At 40.2% G+C, this 14,681-nt stretch carries 18 protein-coding genes; 4 read left to right on the forward strand and 14 right to left on the reverse strand.

From position 1 onward, the window contains the following. Positions 1-151: 151 nt before the first annotated feature. Entirely contained in the window at positions 152-643 is a 492-nt protein-coding gene (locus tag AC0VZ9_RS15320; protein ID WP_252244962.1) for a CBO0543 family protein, read from the forward strand. A 51-nt stretch (positions 644-694) separates the two neighbouring features. On the opposite strand, the gene AC0VZ9_RS15325 is transcribed toward AC0VZ9_RS15320, so the two are convergent. The 3 genes from AC0VZ9_RS15325 to AC0VZ9_RS15335 are packed head-to-tail and all read right to left on the reverse strand — an operon-like array spanning position 695 to position 2,261. Then, a complete protein-coding gene (locus AC0VZ9_RS15325) occupies positions 695-1,495 on the reverse strand; it encodes a DUF817 domain-containing protein (protein WP_251174689.1) in 801 nt (266 codons plus the stop codon). Positions 1,496-1,553: 58 nt separating this feature from the next. Beyond that, positions 1,554-1,769, reverse strand: coding sequence for a helix-turn-helix domain-containing protein (locus AC0VZ9_RS15330; RefSeq protein WP_217026730.1), 216 nt, complete (start codon positions 1,767-1,769; stop codon positions 1,554-1,556). A gap of 9 nt (positions 1,770-1,778) precedes the next feature. Beyond that, complete coding sequence (locus tag AC0VZ9_RS15335; RefSeq protein ID WP_009334154.1) at positions 1,779-2,261, reverse strand: DUF2975 domain-containing protein; 483 nt, start codon at positions 2,259-2,261, stop codon at positions 1,779-1,781. A 609-nt stretch (positions 2,262-2,870) separates the two neighbouring features. Here AC0VZ9_RS15335 and AC0VZ9_RS15340 point away from each other — a divergent pair. Next, the gene (locus AC0VZ9_RS15340; RefSeq protein ID WP_251174659.1) at positions 2,871-3,275 is read left to right on the forward strand and encodes a hypothetical protein; all 405 of its coding nucleotides are present in this window, start codon (positions 2,871-2,873) and stop codon (positions 3,273-3,275) included. A 459-nt stretch (positions 3,276-3,734) separates the two neighbouring features. On the opposite strand, the gene AC0VZ9_RS15345 is transcribed toward AC0VZ9_RS15340, so the two are convergent. The 3 genes from AC0VZ9_RS15345 to AC0VZ9_RS15355 form a co-directional block, all read right to left on the reverse strand. Further along, complete coding sequence (locus AC0VZ9_RS15345; protein ID WP_251174658.1) at positions 3,735-4,751, reverse strand: DUF3231 family protein; 1,017 nt, start codon at positions 4,749-4,751, stop codon at positions 3,735-3,737. Between the two features lie 155 nt (positions 4,752-4,906). Then, a complete protein-coding gene (locus tag AC0VZ9_RS15350; protein ID WP_226280733.1) occupies positions 4,907-5,107 on the reverse strand; it encodes a M20/M25/M40 family metallo-hydrolase in 201 nt (66 codons plus the stop codon). Between the two features lie 118 nt (positions 5,108-5,225). Then, on the reverse strand, positions 5,226-5,780 hold the full coding sequence (locus AC0VZ9_RS15355; protein ID WP_009334146.1) for a DUF3231 family protein: 555 nt from the start codon (positions 5,778-5,780) through the stop codon (positions 5,226-5,228). Between the two features lie 228 nt (positions 5,781-6,008). Here AC0VZ9_RS15355 and AC0VZ9_RS15360 point away from each other — a divergent pair, with 228 nt between their 5' ends. Further along, complete coding sequence (locus tag AC0VZ9_RS15360) at positions 6,009-6,587, forward strand: CBO0543 family protein (protein ID WP_475396404.1); 579 nt, start codon at positions 6,009-6,011, stop codon at positions 6,585-6,587. Positions 6,588-6,668: 81 nt separating this feature from the next. Here AC0VZ9_RS15360 and AC0VZ9_RS15365 read toward each other — a convergent pair whose 3' ends face one another. Together AC0VZ9_RS15365 and AC0VZ9_RS15370 are read right to left on the reverse strand one after the other, a co-directional pair. Next, positions 6,669-7,349, reverse strand: a complete 681-nt coding sequence (locus AC0VZ9_RS15365) for a lysoplasmalogenase (RefSeq protein ID WP_475396405.1) — start codon at positions 7,347-7,349, stop codon at positions 6,669-6,671. A 52-nt stretch (positions 7,350-7,401) separates the two neighbouring features. Then, complete coding sequence (locus tag AC0VZ9_RS15370) at positions 7,402-7,968, reverse strand: MOSC domain-containing protein (protein WP_475396406.1); 567 nt, start codon at positions 7,966-7,968, stop codon at positions 7,402-7,404. Positions 7,969-8,192: 224 nt separating this feature from the next. Between AC0VZ9_RS15370 and AC0VZ9_RS15375 the strand changes: the two genes are divergently transcribed. After that, on the forward strand, positions 8,193-8,774 hold the full coding sequence (locus tag AC0VZ9_RS15375; RefSeq protein WP_475396407.1) for a hypothetical protein: 582 nt from the start codon (positions 8,193-8,195) through the stop codon (positions 8,772-8,774). A gap of 173 nt (positions 8,775-8,947) precedes the next feature. Here the strand turns inward: AC0VZ9_RS15375 and AC0VZ9_RS15380 are convergent, their stop codons facing one another. The 6 genes from AC0VZ9_RS15380 to AC0VZ9_RS15405 all read right to left on the reverse strand — a co-directional run bounded on the left by AC0VZ9_RS15380 (position 8,948) and on the right by AC0VZ9_RS15405 (position 14,650). Beyond that, positions 8,948-9,442, reverse strand: a complete 495-nt coding sequence (locus AC0VZ9_RS15380) for a CBO0543 family protein (protein ID WP_009334136.1) — start codon at positions 9,440-9,442, stop codon at positions 8,948-8,950. A 146-nt stretch (positions 9,443-9,588) separates the two neighbouring features. Continuing rightward, a complete protein-coding gene (locus AC0VZ9_RS15385; RefSeq protein ID WP_475396408.1) occupies positions 9,589-10,785 on the reverse strand; it encodes a CbiX/SirB N-terminal domain-containing protein in 1,197 nt (398 codons plus the stop codon). Positions 10,786-10,999: 214 nt separating this feature from the next. Continuing rightward, positions 11,000-11,986, reverse strand: a complete 987-nt coding sequence (locus tag AC0VZ9_RS15390) for an ABC transporter substrate-binding protein (RefSeq protein WP_192908713.1) — start codon at positions 11,984-11,986, stop codon at positions 11,000-11,002. Positions 11,987-12,009: 23 nt separating this feature from the next. Further along, complete coding sequence (locus AC0VZ9_RS15395) at positions 12,010-12,774, reverse strand: ABC transporter ATP-binding protein (protein WP_475396409.1); 765 nt, start codon at positions 12,772-12,774, stop codon at positions 12,010-12,012. A 2-nt stretch (positions 12,775-12,776) separates the two neighbouring features. Next, positions 12,777-13,817 (reverse strand): FecCD family ABC transporter permease, encoded by a 1,041-nt coding sequence (locus AC0VZ9_RS15400; RefSeq protein ID WP_034296895.1) that lies wholly within the window; start codon positions 13,815-13,817, stop codon positions 12,777-12,779. Beyond that, positions 13,814-14,650, reverse strand: coding sequence for a class I SAM-dependent methyltransferase (locus AC0VZ9_RS15405; RefSeq protein WP_427037091.1), 837 nt, complete (start codon positions 14,648-14,650; stop codon positions 13,814-13,816). The genes AC0VZ9_RS15400 and AC0VZ9_RS15405 overlap by 4 nt, the downstream gene beginning before the upstream one ends. Between the last annotated feature and the right edge of the window lie 31 nt (positions 14,651-14,681).

The following is a 14,681-nucleotide window of genomic DNA, read 5'->3' on the forward strand; positions in this document are numbered from 1 at the left end:
AGTTACTAAGATGAAAATCCCTTGAATGATAAACTTCAGATCTTAACTTAATTTACAAAAAGTCTTTTTAGGATAATTTCCTCATTTTACATTTATTGGTATTTAATTTCGGATATCGTCAATACTAATATGAGAAAAATGAGGTGAACTTATGCACTGCATCCTTGTTATCCTGGTCATTATCTTTGCTTATTTTAAAGGTGACTGGCACAATTGGGAACGATATTATCCTTCCATGCTATACATTTCCGTAGCATCCTTCATTTATGAATTTATATCACACAGCCATTTTCACTTATGGGAACTTGAAAAAGGCCTTTTAAATCTGATGGGTGTTCATCTATTGCATAACATCCTAATTAACCCTTTAATTGGATTTATGTTCTTATCTAATATCCCCAGCAGCCTAAAAAAGCAAATTTTCTATTATGCAAAATGGATTGTCTTATTTTGGGCGGCTGAATGGCTGGCAAACCGATTTAGTTTTATATCCTACCATAATGGATGGAATATTTGGTGGTCATTTTTATTTGTAATCATTATGTTTCCAATGATTCATTTACACTTTGTCCATAAACTTCGTGCATTATTTCTTTCGGTTATTATTGCAGCTATTTATTTATATTTATTTGATTATCTATAAATACACATCGGGATGCCAGCCAAATACATACAACCCTAAAAAAACACATTGTCAGAACCGTTTTAAAGTGTGATCAGCAGCTTCCCCTGTGGAATTTTTTCCCTTAACCTGCTTTAACGTCGCCACTATAAGAAAGCTGACGATCACTAATAAAAGCCATGAACTCACCTTCCCCAAATGAACGAGGCTCCATGCATCGGCCTGATTGGGGTATTCCCAGGCCCCAAAGAATGTTGCGATATTTTCCGCTATCCATATGAAGAATCCGATAAGCACAAAAGAAAGTGCAAGCGGCATACGGTATTGGATTCCTCCTACCTCGTAACTGACCCAGGATCTCCAAAAAACAATCAGAACCATTCCAGACAGCCACCATCGGATATCAATCCAATAATGGTGAGTGAAAAAATTCAAATAAATCGCAGCAGCAAGAGGTACTACTGCCAGGAATGGCGGCCACTTAATCAAGTCAACCTTCAGCCTTCTCCACGCCTGGCAGAGATAACTTGCTACACTGGCATACATGAAACCGCTGTATAAAGGAACTCCAAACACTTTGGTATAACCATCCTCCGGATAAGCCCATGAGCCCATATGGACCTTAAATAGTTCAAGTGCAAGGCCAATAATATGGAACAAAGTGATAACCTTCAATTCATCCTTCGTTTCAAGCCCCGACCGCACCATGAACCACTGCATCAGGAGACAAATGATCAGCAGCCAGTCATATCTCGGCAGAATGGGCATCGGCAGGAATTTGGTTAAAGCTAAAGAAGCAAAAATAACAACAGGAAATAAGCAGGACAATGCCTGCTCCCAGCCAAAACGAAAGAGCTGTTTCAGTGACCGAATCGAACGTGGCTCCTCTTTCCGAATAGTCAAATGCATCTTTAATCCCCCACCTGTATCATTAATCTTCCTCATCATTGCGGTATTCCAGGATATCTCCAGGCTGGCAGTCCAAAGCTTTACAAATGGCCTCCAGAGTTGAAAACCTTATCGCCTTCGCCTTTCCATTTTTCAAAATAGAGAGGTTTGCCATTGTGATTCCTACCCTTTCTGAGAGTTCTGTTACACTCATTTTCCTTTTTGCCAGCATCACATCAACATTTATAATAATAGCCATGTTCTCACCTCAGACCGTTAAATCATTTTCTGATTTTATATCAATTGCCTCTTGCAAAAGCTTTTGCAGAACAGCCGCAAAGACTGCTATAACCATTGAAGCAAAAGGAACCAGCAAGCCAACGAAGATGACACCCGGGGCATCGTCTATTTCTGCAAAAATATAGAAAATCGGCAGTACCAGCACATGTAATCCGGCGATGGTGATGGCACAATATTTAATTTTCTTTAAAGCTGTGACAGATAAATCTGAGAAAGCCTTATTTTCGTCAATATAGCGCAAAAGTTTGAAAGCCTGATACAGCGCAAAGTAAAAAGGAATCGTCGAAGCATAAAACACGATGTAAACCCAATATTTAAGGAAAGCAAACTTCGGCAGCATTTCACCTGCAACTTTCCCCAGCTCAGGCACCAAAAAAATACATAGAACTAAAATTGGGACTCCTAATAGAAAAACGGCTATTTTTAAGAACAATGTTGTTACTTTTTCCATAAAAAACACCTCTCTTCTTATTTTCAGTTTGATTTTAATACAATATTTATCGTTTTGCAATAAATAATTAGTGTTTTTTATTATATTTTTATTGAAATGTAACCTACTCATTGAATCAAACAAATTAAAATAGAGCATTTCTTATTTCAAAATGCTCTATTACCAATATTCTCTGATTGCTCAGCAGGTCCTGAGAAAGAGTAGTCTGCAGATGGAATTTATAATTGATTACGGGTTTGGTTAGGTTCATATGATCCAGCGGCCATTTGTTGCATTGCCAACTTGCTAGATAAATGATGGAATGTTGGTCTACCTTTCTTTTTCAGTTCCCATTAGAAAAGAAGTAACTTTCATTCGTAATGAAAATGATAACAGCATGTTCAGGCACTTAAGTTCCCTGGAATGGAAATGGGAAAAGATTTAGCTTTCATCGAATGATAAAGGTCTAAAAGATTTAAAAACGAAATTTACCGCTTTCTCCCATAAAAATATTAGTTCATTTATTAAAACCGATAGTTCCTGATATTAAATCAAATATCATTCTCACTGCACATACATACAGTTAAGGGCAAATATAGATATTGATATATGAGGGAAAGGAGATGGGATATGAAAGGAGAAAACACGCTGGAATATCCAAGAGGAACGATTCATGCAGCGGATTTTTCGGAACTGAATTGGCTATATGTGCTGTTTAATACAATGGAAGAACCAGTCAGGGCAGACCGGGAAGGCGGATTGATTCCTTCACTTGCGAAAGAAATAAAATGGCTTAATGAACATACCATGCAGATCCGTTTGCATGTAACTAATTTTCATTATGGTCAGCAGCTTTCCGCTGCAAATGTCAAATATAGCTTTGATGAGGTGCAAAAATGGGATGCTCCTCCCCCCGGCACTTGGCTGAATCTTCCTGAAGGCACAACCTGCACGATCATTAACAGCAATACCCTTCTGTTTGAATTTCCTCAGGCTGACGGCTATTCATCCATAATGAATCAAATGCAGGTATAACTGTCCATTCAAAATTCTCTTTAAGCTGATTCCCATAAGAAGTCCAGGAAAAACACATAACATGGGAAACCACATAGTCCCAAGAGTGATTTCCAAATCTTTACTTTTGATGGGACCAAGAGCCCTGCTGTTATAAATGCCGCTGATCAGACAAATGGGAGTTACGAGAAGTTTTTTTCTCCTCCTCAGCCTGCCTCTTTAACGCATCCCACATGGCAAAAAAGTATAAACCTGGATAGAGCATCAGCCATTGATAATTAGTCAGAACAATTGCTTCCTGTATTTTTCCGTGAAAGCTTAAACGAATTACTTCATTGAAATTGGAATTGATATGGTCAGTACTACCAAGACAATAAAAAGAGTTCTTTTATAAAGCTTGCCATGCAAAACTTGTGCAAAACGATACTCCATAAAAGACTTTCAATGACTTTATCCTGTTTTATGATCATGTGGCTGGATTCATTTTCTCTTTGCCAATTCTTCATGATCGGTCGCAATGGGCGGCTGCTCCATCCATTCATTTTTGATTAATAAATTGATGCCATCTTCAGCTAATACTCCCATCTCAGCAATCATTCGCGCGTAGCTCGCTGATAAGTCCCTCCTCTGGCACATGGACAATGCCTCACCATAATATCCTATGGCAGATGAAAGCAGTGCTGCTATATGTGTCATTATCAGTTTGTCAGAAAAGGGTGGAACAGTTGAATCGGTTACTTCTGTTTCAAGAGTTTTCGGTATGTTTAAATTATCTTCTTCCAACATTGATGAGAGGATCTCAAAGTGTTTATGGCAGAGATGTCTGCTTCTTTCCATATATTTTCGTACCTCTTTTGATTGAGCCACTTGACTAAAGCCCAGTTCCAGAACAATTTTCGCCATTGTCTTTTGCATATTCATATATGTACCGCTAATTTCAACTGCGCTAATTGGTCTGCGTTTTCCAAGCCACCCTGTTAAATATTTTTTCTCTTCCAAAAAGTCAACAGACTGATGATTATTAAAAACCGGCGGCTTACTCAGAATCCCTTTGTTCAGCAAGACATTAGATGCCCGATCGACCAGTTTAAGAGTTTCCCCTATCACTTGCATCATGTATTGCCTCTGGTCTTCGCGAATGGCGTTTCCCATTGCACCGGCATATCTTGTTAGCCCATGAATGGACATGATATGAATATAAATGATCATAAATGTATCGGTAAACAATGGCGGAGCTTCCAGATTGACATCTTCATCCGTAAATCCAATAGGTATTGGATATTTTTCTTCTGTCAGAAATACCTTTACTTTTTGGAGATGCCGTTCAGATAAATCAAGTGCATAGATAAGGACATCCTTGATGTTTTCATCCTTGACATGATGAACAAAATAACGCAGTATGCAGCGAGATAAGCTGTCATTCATATATTGTGACCAGAGGGTAGCTAATTCAGGTGCCGTAATTTTTGTATGGTGATTAAATGAATCCTTGTCCATTTTGATTGCCTCCCGTTATTTTCTTGGATTAGTGTTACCTTTTGTCAGCTATTTATTTAAAATAATGAAGATCAAGAAAATAAAAGGAGACCATTTCTAATAAAAATGATCTCCTTTTTGTTTAATATGAAATCCTGGCCAGGAGGTTAACATTGTTATCCAAGCTTGCTCAGCCTCTCGATCGTACTTGCCAGTAAAGCCGTTCGCTTCGGGAACGTTTTTAAATCGATATACTCATCTGTTTCACTGTGGGAAAATTCTCCGAGCGGTCCCATGCCGTCCACAGTTGGGACGCCTTCAGTGGATGTATACGCTGCATCCGAACCTCCACCTTTCCTCTCGCCGTTAATTTTCACTACCGGCTTAAAAAACTCCCTAATAAGCACTCATTTCCCAAACTGCTCAGGCAGAATACTATTTAAACACCTCCTCCGAAAAATGAAAAACCCAACTCAAACCCCTTGAGTTGGTTTTTTACCTTTGTGGAGAACCTGGAGTATAGTAATATGGCGGCACTTTAAGCCATCCTCTTTTCCTCATCAATGTTTTTACAGTTGCCCCTATTGCTGTCCATTCTAAAAAGAATTCAGTCCACATGAGGCCTAAATCATTACGGATAGCGTCTGCCTGTCCTTTTGCGCATGCTTGTGAACATGTAACTAATTTAAAGGCGACGCCATTTGCAATTTCATCATCCGTTAACTTAACACCTAAGGGAACATCTTTCGGGTTTGAATTTGGCTTTGAAGAAGTTACATCAGGTAAAGGAATTCCTTCGTTTTTCATAAAATTGCCTACCCTTTTCACCTGTGCTTCACATACCTTTACTATATCTGTCAGCATTTCCCGTACTTCATCATCAGCAGTTGTGTTTAATCCCATTTCTTCGTACCGGATAAATTCTTCAACTAAAGTTACATACTTCCATAGGTCTCCAACTTCAATCACATGTAAGAGAGATTTAGGTTCATTTGTATTATCAAATGAAATTCTGAGCATATTAAAAATTGCTTCTAACGCGTTAGGCATCTTTTTACCTCCTCATTATATATGTTGTGTAGAGGCGGAAAGAAAATACAATGATTTCGATGCACACCCGGTCGTTACATAAATTTGCATTTGGTTAATGAGCGATAGTCTCCCAATTATCATGGTTACAACAAACAGAGGATCTATATCTGGAAATAGTTTCTAAAAAGTGAATGGCATAATAGCTTTATCATATAAAAATAATTAGATATAGATAGGGTGAATTATATGGCGTTTGAAGAGGGACTGGCAAAATCTGAAAAAGCATATGAAAAGTTTACTGAGGTAAGCACTGTATTCGCAGAAATAGTTAAGGACGAATTTATTACAACATGGCAATGGTGGATTGGACTTGCTTTGTTTATCATACCCTGGCTGGTATGGATTAAGTACAGGAAAAAGGACAGCACTGGACGTCTTCTCTTAGCTGGTTTATTAATTATAATTTTATCCCTTACAATCGATCTGGCAGCATTATCCTTGGGGTTATGGTCCTATCCTCTTATCATTATTCCTCTGGCACCATTTCTATTTTTGCCGTATCACTTTTCTTTAGCACCGGTAGGAATAATGTTTGCTCTCCAGATAAAACCGCAAATGAATAGCTTGTTAAAAGGAATCCTTTTCTCTGCCATTGCAGCTTTTGGAGGGATGAATTTCTTTAACGCCATCGATTTTTATAATCCAAAAAGCTGGTCTACTTTATATGATTTTGTCATTTTCCTCACACTTTACTATGCCGGATATTGGATAACGAGAATGGAGAGTTTACGCAGGCTGGATGAGATAAAACCTGAAGGAGAGTAGAATGAAAAAAATAAAAGACTTTCTTAATTATCGGAAAGTCTTTTATGCATTCAAAATGTACCTTTTAGAAAGAAAATCAATTTACAATGGCAGAATCCCTTCCGATTTTGCTGTGATTTTCGCCTCTCTTTTCCCAATTGAAGAAAGGCTGCACGCAATCAGGAATTGGGCAGAGTAGTAAGTTGTCATGATGAAAACATCTGAATAAAAAACGCCTGAAACAAACATATTCCAAGACAGAATGGAGTCCGAGATCACAAACAAAAGGCTCCCGGCAATGGCCCATTTGCTGCCGGTCAGGATGGCTGATAAAGCCATTATTGAAATGACCAGCATGTAGGCAATAACCGGCATCATCAGCATCCCATTTCCCTCAGCAGCTATGGATGCAATCAGCTGGCGGCCAATGAGCCAGGAATATAAACCAATCGGGATTATGGCAGCCAGCCGCAGCTTAGTGATATCCGCCATTTTCAGGAATCCAGTCAAATAGAAAAGATGGCCAACCAGGAAAGCTCCAAGTCCGGCAACAAATGACACGGCAATGAATCCATCCCCGAGCATGCAGAAAAATAAGCCTATAACGACTAAACGCAATGCCGGCGAAGGACTGGCAGGGAGCTTACGGAATGCATAAATAATAATTAGTGCCATAGGAATCAGCTTTAAGACGACCTTCATTGCCAGGGGCTCTTGAGGAATAATGAAAATATACAAGAAAGCCATCAGTCCTATTAAAATAGGAATCAGCAGATTTTTCAATACTATTCATCTCCCTGTGTACGAATGTAATTTGCCCTTTAATTAACAGGTATTAAACCCGATCTAGCTTTTTAAAAGGCTTTGGCGGTAATTCAACACGGATTTCATCACCTGGCTTCACTTCTCCGCCCTCCAAAACAACTCCCATTATTCCAGCTTTTCTTATTAAGTTTCCTCCTCCATCCTGGTCAATAACAGCCTTTAAAAGACCAGGTTGAAAATGATCGATCTGAACACAAGGATTCCGTAATCCAGTTACCTGAATAACGGCAGATGTCCCAATAAATAAAACACTGTCAGCAGGCAGTTCAAGAAGATTGATTCCGGCAGTTGTAATATTTTCACCCATTTGGCCAGGTTCAATATGGAAACGGTCTGCTAACTCCTCAAATAACTCACTGTGGATTAAATGAACCTGTCTTAGATTCGGCTGGTCAGGGTTTTGTGCCACTCTTGACCGGTGTTTAATCGTTGAACCAAAATGGGCATCCCCTTCGATCCCAAAACCCTTCACCAGTTTTATGATATTTTGATTTTTTTTACTGAAAGTGTGCTTTTTGCTTATACTTACCGCTTTGACTGTACCCACAAGTGAATATTTCTTAATTTCATCCTTCATTTATCCCACACAGCCTTCCTTTTCTTTAGACTCCTGTTACTTATTATTCCATAATGAATTTTTTAGTCCTTCCCCCTAGGCCATAATGTTCGACATTGTTTGATTAGCGATAAGTAAAAAATAATGAGTCTTTCCTCAATGTCCTTATAAAATCACACATATTAAAATAAGAAATTAGGAAATATAGAAGTAGATAACACGTATCTAAAAGGGGTTAATTCGCCGTGGAGGAAAACCGGATAAAAGACTTCGATCAGATTGTCAAAATGGGTAAAGAGGGACAAAAAGCTTTAAATGATTACTGGGTGGAATACAGCATTTACAATTCCTTTGAATATTGGTTTATGGTTATGCTTTTTATTGTTCCTTTAATCGTGTTATTTTTCAAAATTGATAAAAGAAAATTATTTTTCATGGGATTTTATGGTTATAGTATTCATATGCTATTTGGCTATATCGACTTGTACAATAAAACCTCCGGGCTGCTGAATTATCCTTTTCCTATGATTCCAATGGTTCCAGGTTTATCCCTTGACTCCAGTTTCGTTCCTGTCACATTTATGCTTGTTTATCAATGGACATTGAATCATAAAAAAAATTACTATGTTTATACTGTGCTGACTTCTGCCGTTTTAGCCTTTGTTTTTAAGCCTCTTCTTATAGGTCTCGGTCTATTCAAGCTATATGGAAATACAAACTATTTTTTTCTTTTTATATGTTACCTAATCGTCATTATATTAGCTAAGGTGATTACGGACGTTTTCTTATGGACAGAGCGCAAATTTAATAACCGTCATCATGGATAATTTAAATCATAGTGTTCTTTTATTTATTAATTCCGGTTGTGTATTAATACCAGATGCGTTTCTGAGACTTTGCATGGAGTAAGATTTACATCAGCAATATACATAAAAAATGCTGCCGTAATGGCAGCATGAATTTTATTATGGGATATAGTAAGGCAGTATGCAAAAAAACATTAACCTTCTAACTTAGTTAAGTTCCGATTATTCTTTAATCGATCCAATATTTTAATAAACCCAACAAAACCTCTAATAGTGAATAAGGTAAAATTCACACTGCCAAAGGTATGGAAAATGGACCATTTCCTCCACTTGAATAGCCTGGTGTTTTTCTCAAAATACCATTGGGCGATGCTCATTGGGACACTGAATATCAAACTTTTGAGAAAGATATTTCTTAATTTGTCATTGTAAGAAATCTTAACCCAAATCACACTTAAAAGCGGGAAAAACAAAATATCATAAATTACGTTGGTTTTAAAAATTTTTGAAAAAGGGCGGACCGGATATTCAACTCTTTTCGTTCCAACAACATAGGCATCAACAAGAGTGGCCAGAACGCCTTTCGAGAAAAAGACAACTAAAGTCTCCCTCATTTTTTTCCCTTTAAACAAAAATGGAACTGAAAAAATGCACAATCCTAGAAGCAGGTTCAATAATTTTTTCTCCATTGAGAATCAGCCTTTCTATTACAGATAGTACTAAATTCACCCATTTTGAATTTATTTATTCTTGAACCTGTTAATTCTAAGCATTTTATAAAAAATAAAGCTGCCATTTGGCAGCCGGATCAATTATCTTATAGGAATTATTCATTTTAATGATGGTGATGATGCTCATAGCCATGTTCTTCTGCATACTTACGGAAATTTTCCAGATCCTTCATTCCTGTCGAAGTGCCGTCAAGGGCCTGATTCATACGCTCTAGCAGCACTGTTCTCAACTTTGGATGGTAGCCGAAGTATTCAGCAATATCTATGGATATATGAGGATAGCTTGCTTTAAACTGTTCGGCCATTTTGTTCATTCTTTCCATTAAAATGCCGGTAAATAAGAAATATGGCAGCATGATGATCTTTTTGGCGCCCAGTTTAATGCAGCGCTCCATCCCATCCTTGACGGTTGGGGTTGTAACCCCCATGAAGGCACATTCAACAGCAGATACATTTAACTTTTCCCACAGCAATCTGCTGATCTTATAAAAATCAGCATTGGCATATGGATCGCTGCCGCCCCGTCCGATTAATAAAATAGCCGTATCTTCATGTGTTTGATTTACATCAAAGCCGGTTTCGGCAAGTCTTGTTTTTAATATTTCAAGGACTTCCTCATGAACCCCTATCGTCTGGCCATAGGTGAACTGAATATCCGGGAAATGCTCTTTGGCATGTTCAATTTCTGCCGGAATGTGCAGCTTGGAGTGTCCGGCATGCAATAGGATGATGGGAATGACATGGATTTCATCTGCCCCTTTTTCAACACAAAGCTGAATTCCGTCTTCAATATTGGGGGTTGCAAATTCCAAGAAGCAGGTTTCTACCAGAAGGGCTGGGTCAATGCAGTCTCTCATTTGCCCGATGAAATGGCGGACTTCGTTATTCCCTGCCTCCATCCTGCTGCCATGCCCGACAAATAAGACAGCTTTTTTCATTGTTCCTTTTCCTTTCTTGTATTTATCAATTCCTTTTATGCGGTTTTCATTGCGTTTGCGTTCGCCGTGTTCCATGGAGTAAATGATTGCCTCTTCTTTCACTGTTTCATGAACAATATCGCGGGCTGTATCTTCCTGCTGGACTGAATACCAGGTTCCTTTTGGGTAATCAATGACGACGCATTTGTCTTTGCAGCGGCCATTGCAGCGTGTACGGGATGTATGAATATGCTCGTCTAAACGGTTTTTTCGGATTTCATCGCGTATTTGCTGTGTGACTTCTTCTGCGCCTGCTCCCATACAGGTTGCGCCGTTGCAGATGAGCAGGTGACGCTGCATTTTGGTTAGGTTCCAGGTTGTCATTAGGTGACCTCCCTCTATTAAATTTTGCTTATGGATAATGTCCGTTGATTTCCACTGCGGGCACTTGCTTTCCGTGGGGCGTGCGGTGAGTCTCCTCGGCGCATGCGCCTGCGGGGTCTCACCTCTCCCGCTGCTCCCACAGGAGTTAAGTGCCCTCCGCTCCAATCAACTCAGCGAATAAATCTATTTTGAAATCTAAACCCCCACTGACAACCTAATTTTTGAAAGCTTCCGGATAAAAACCTTTTGCCAAAACCTCAAGCGCTTCCCCAACACGAACTCCTTCAGATGCTGCTGATAAAGGCAGGATGACAAAGCGTTCGTTTTGGACGGCAGGTGTCTGGCTTAAGGCCGGATCTTTTTTTAGGAATTCTATTTTTTGTTCTGCAGTTGTTGATCCATAATCTATCACTACTATTACATCAGGCTGGCGTTCAACTGCATCTTCTTTTGAGACAGTTGCCCAATTTCCTTTTACATCCCCGAAGACATTGTGGCCGCCTGCCATTGTGACAAGTGTGTTCATGAAGTTTTGTGTGGCGGTGAATACATCTGTTTCGCCGCTGTCGTAAACCAGGACATCCAGCGGCTCTTTTACTTTGGGCAATTGTGATGTTATGGCTTCAATCTCTTGGTTCATTTGGGCAATTAGTTTTTCACCGCGTTCTTCTACCCGAAAAATGTTTGCGATATTGCGGATGTCACCATAGATATCTTCCAGGGTGGGTGCCACTTTAACAGATGAAGATTGTAAGTAGCTATTAATGCCTAATTTCTTTAGTTCTTCACGTGTTGCAATGTTTTTCTCATTGAATGCACTTTCCCAGCCGCCATATAGAAAGTCTGCTTCTTCTGATATGACTTGCTCTTTTGATGGATACTGTTCTGCTAATACTGGAACTTTGTCGTATGCCTCCTGTAGTGGCTCATAAATCTCGTTATCTAAAAATGCTGTACCAGCCATTGAATCTTCTAAACCAAGTGCCAGCATGATTTCAGTCACATGCTGATTTAATGATATAGCACGCTTTGGCGCTTCTTCGTATTCATTCACAAACCCTTCATTTTCAATAACCACTTTCTCCGTCTGCTCCGCTTGTTCACTTTTCACCTTTGCTGTATTTGCCTTTTCGCTTGAGCATGCGGACAATAATAATACGGCCGCTAAGACCAGAAAAGCCCAAATTCTGCTGATTTTCATGTTTATAGGTCCCTCGATTCCATTTAATCGTTTGTGTAAAAAAATAAATGAATCTTTTTGGTAAATGGGTTTTTCGAAACACCAGCCTGCATATGGAAGACTTCTCTTAATGTCTCTTCTGTAAGGACTTGCTCAGGTGTCCCTGACATATAAAGAGCTCCATCGTTCATGACAAGGAGTTCATCGCAATACCCGGCTGCCAGATTTAAATCATGAAGGGCAGCCACAATGGTGATAGGCAGATCCTTCACTAAATCCATTAATTGATATTGATGTTCAATATCCAGATGATTGGTCGGTTCATCCAGAATTAATATGTTTGCCTGCTGTGCCAGGGCGCGAGCGAGCATCACCCTTTTTTTCTCGCCGCCGGATAAATGGCTGAATGTGCGGTTTTCCAGGTGAAGCACATTTGCGAGCATCATGCTTTCTTCCACAATGGCAAAGTCGTCCCGGTTATCAGCGGCAAGCCATTTTTTGTACGGCGTCCGTCCCATCATGACTAAATCTTTTACCGTAAAATCAAAGAGCACCGGTGTTTCCTGACTGACAACAGCTAACTCCTGAGCAAGCTTTTTCTGAGAGATATCGAGAATATCTTTTTCATATATCGTCACGAAACCGCTCGTTTGTTTTAAATGACGATAAATGATTTTTAGCATCGTAGATTTTCCGCTGCCATTCGGCCCAATGATGCCAACGAATTTCCCCAGTTCCACAGAAAAAGAGATATTATTTATAATTTGCTTGTCCGGCACTGAAAAGGACATATTTTTGACCTGGATCATCCTTATTCACCGTCCCCAAAAGAATATTGCTTTCGCCTAAGCATCCAGATAAAGAATGGGCTTCCGCAAATAGCGGTTATAATCCCGATTGGCATTTCTTCAGGCGCCAGCACTATACGTGCACCCATATCGGCCCAAACTAAGAAAATGGCACCCATTAGGGCGCTTATCGGGAGAACCATTTTGTAATTAGACCCTGCCATCATCCGTACGATGTGAGGGATAATCAGCCCGACAAAGCCAATGCTTCCGCTGACCGCGACGACCACACCGGTCAGAAGGGATACAAAGAGAATGATAAATATACGAAACCGGTCCAGATTAACACCAAGTGTCGCGGCCGTTTCCTCTCCAAGCAATAAAGCATTAAGCTGCCGATAATTCATAAGCAGCAGAATAAAAACAAGCAGCATTGAAAAAAATGGGATGCCAAGATTGGACCATTTCGCGCCTGCCAGACTGCCGAGCATCCAATGCATGACCGCTTGAATGCCGCCCTGCTGCTTGGACATCATCAGCATAAAATTGGTAATGGCGGATAACACCATCGAAACTGCAATCCCTGCCAAAAGCAGACGAATGACCGATAGGCGTCCATTGACACGTGCTAGGAAAAACACAATCATGACCGCAAGGATAGCCCCTAAGAATGCGGCCAAGGATATGGCATACTCCCCCAAAATGCTGAATGCACCAAGTAAAATGACAGATGCAGCTCCAACGGATGCTCCGGAAGATACTCCGAGAATATAAGGATCTGCTATCGAGTTTTTCACTAATGCTTGAATGGCTGCGCCGCAAATGGCCAGGGAAGCACCTACGATGGCCGCAAGTACAATACGAGGGAATCGTATATCCCAAATAATAACCGTTTGTGCCTTGGAAGCATCTGTTTCTGTGAATACACCCAGCTTGGAGAATAGCACTTCTCCAATAAGGCGCGGGGTAATATCCACAGATCCTACCATCACGGCAAAAGTCATGGAAGCAAGCAGCCCCGCGGCCAGTGCAGCCATCAGTAATGTAAATCGTGCACTAGTCATATATGCTTTACAGGCTCCCAGCTGATGATTGCTGCATGGAAAGGGTAACGGTACACATACTGGCCATCCTCTTTGGAAATAAACCGTTCCAAGGATGCTTCCACATGTGCTTGCTCAAACCGGGGAGATAAGATTTTCTTGCTCTGGGCATCAATTAACTGCTGCCATGTATCATAACGATGCTCCCGCTCAAGCTTTATCATTTCACAATCTGCATAAATGTCTAGCTGGTACAGCATGTTGACGATCATGATATAATCCCGGCGCGGGTATTTAATGTCATAGCCAAACTGCTCATCCAATAGGACGTAATGAGGCTGAATAGGCCCTGTTGTTAAGCCGATAATGGCACGCTTTTTTGCCAGCATGTTCATTTTCTTCAGCGCTTCATTCATTTCATACATCCGATAAAAGCAGTTCACCCCCACCACGACATCGTGCGGCTCCAATTGTGCTTCTTCCCATTTGCTGTGGACAAACTGGATAGGCCCATCCTCTTCAAAGTACTGCTTTAAGTATGCGAGCACACTCTTTGAACCATCGACCAGCGTTAAGCTTCTGACATCCTGGCTGAGCGGAAATGTATAGTTGCCCCATCCCGGACCTAATTCAATACAGGTAGAGTCTTTCGGGATGTGCGGCCTCATTTTTTCGTAAATCTTTTTGGCATACTCATCTGTCTGCTTGTATCTTTTTTTCTTCATGGACTGCATCCAAAAGGCTTCTTCCAGCTCATCATCAACCATTCGCTCCGGCATCCTGCCATGCCAGTCCAGCATGCCTTCCTTCCAGAGCTTATCAAAATCGTATTGCAAAGGGGATTCTTTAATCATTGAAATTCTCCTCAATTTCTAAAACCTAAAT

It is taken from the genome of Cytobacillus sp. QJM3NY_8 (assembly GCF_056173585.1).

Excerpts from the sequence above, each read along its gene's own strand:
- AC0VZ9_RS15320 (WP_252244962.1), top strand. The coding sequence starts at position 152 with ATGCACTGCATCCTTGTTATCCTGGTCATTATCTTTGCTTATTTTAAA.
- AC0VZ9_RS15330 (WP_217026730.1), bottom strand. The coding sequence starts at position 1,769 with ATGGCTATTATTATAAATGTTGATGTGATGCTGGCAAAAAGGAAAATG.
- AC0VZ9_RS15335 (WP_009334154.1), bottom strand. The coding sequence starts at position 2,261 with ATGGAAAAAGTAACAACATTGTTCTTAAAAATAGCCGTTTTTCTATTA.
- AC0VZ9_RS15340 (WP_251174659.1), top strand. The coding sequence starts at position 2,871 with ATGAAAGGAGAAAACACGCTGGAATATCCAAGAGGAACGATTCATGCA.
- AC0VZ9_RS15345 (WP_251174658.1), bottom strand. The coding sequence starts at position 4,751 with ATGGACAAGGATTCATTTAATCACCATACAAAAATTACGGCACCTGAA.
- AC0VZ9_RS15355 (WP_009334146.1), bottom strand. The coding sequence starts at position 5,780 with ATGCCTAACGCGTTAGAAGCAATTTTTAATATGCTCAGAATTTCATTT.
- AC0VZ9_RS15360 (WP_475396404.1), top strand. The coding sequence starts at position 6,009 with ATGGCGTTTGAAGAGGGACTGGCAAAATCTGAAAAAGCATATGAAAAG.
- AC0VZ9_RS15370 (WP_475396406.1), bottom strand. The coding sequence starts at position 7,968 with ATGAAGGATGAAATTAAGAAATATTCACTTGTGGGTACAGTCAAAGCG.
- AC0VZ9_RS15380 (WP_009334136.1), bottom strand. The coding sequence starts at position 9,442 with ATGGAGAAAAAATTATTGAACCTGCTTCTAGGATTGTGCATTTTTTCA.
- AC0VZ9_RS15385 (WP_475396408.1), bottom strand. The coding sequence starts at position 10,785 with ATGACAACCTGGAACCTAACCAAAATGCAGCGTCACCTGCTCATCTGC.
- AC0VZ9_RS15390 (WP_192908713.1), bottom strand. The coding sequence starts at position 11,986 with ATGAAAATCAGCAGAATTTGGGCTTTTCTGGTCTTAGCGGCCGTATTA.
- AC0VZ9_RS15395 (WP_475396409.1), bottom strand. The coding sequence starts at position 12,774 with ATGATCCAGGTCAAAAATATGTCCTTTTCAGTGCCGGACAAGCAAATT.
- AC0VZ9_RS15400 (WP_034296895.1), bottom strand. The coding sequence starts at position 13,817 with ATGACTAGTGCACGATTTACATTACTGATGGCTGCACTGGCCGCGGGG.
- AC0VZ9_RS15405 (WP_427037091.1), bottom strand. The coding sequence starts at position 14,650 with ATGATTAAAGAATCCCCTTTGCAATACGATTTTGATAAGCTCTGGAAG.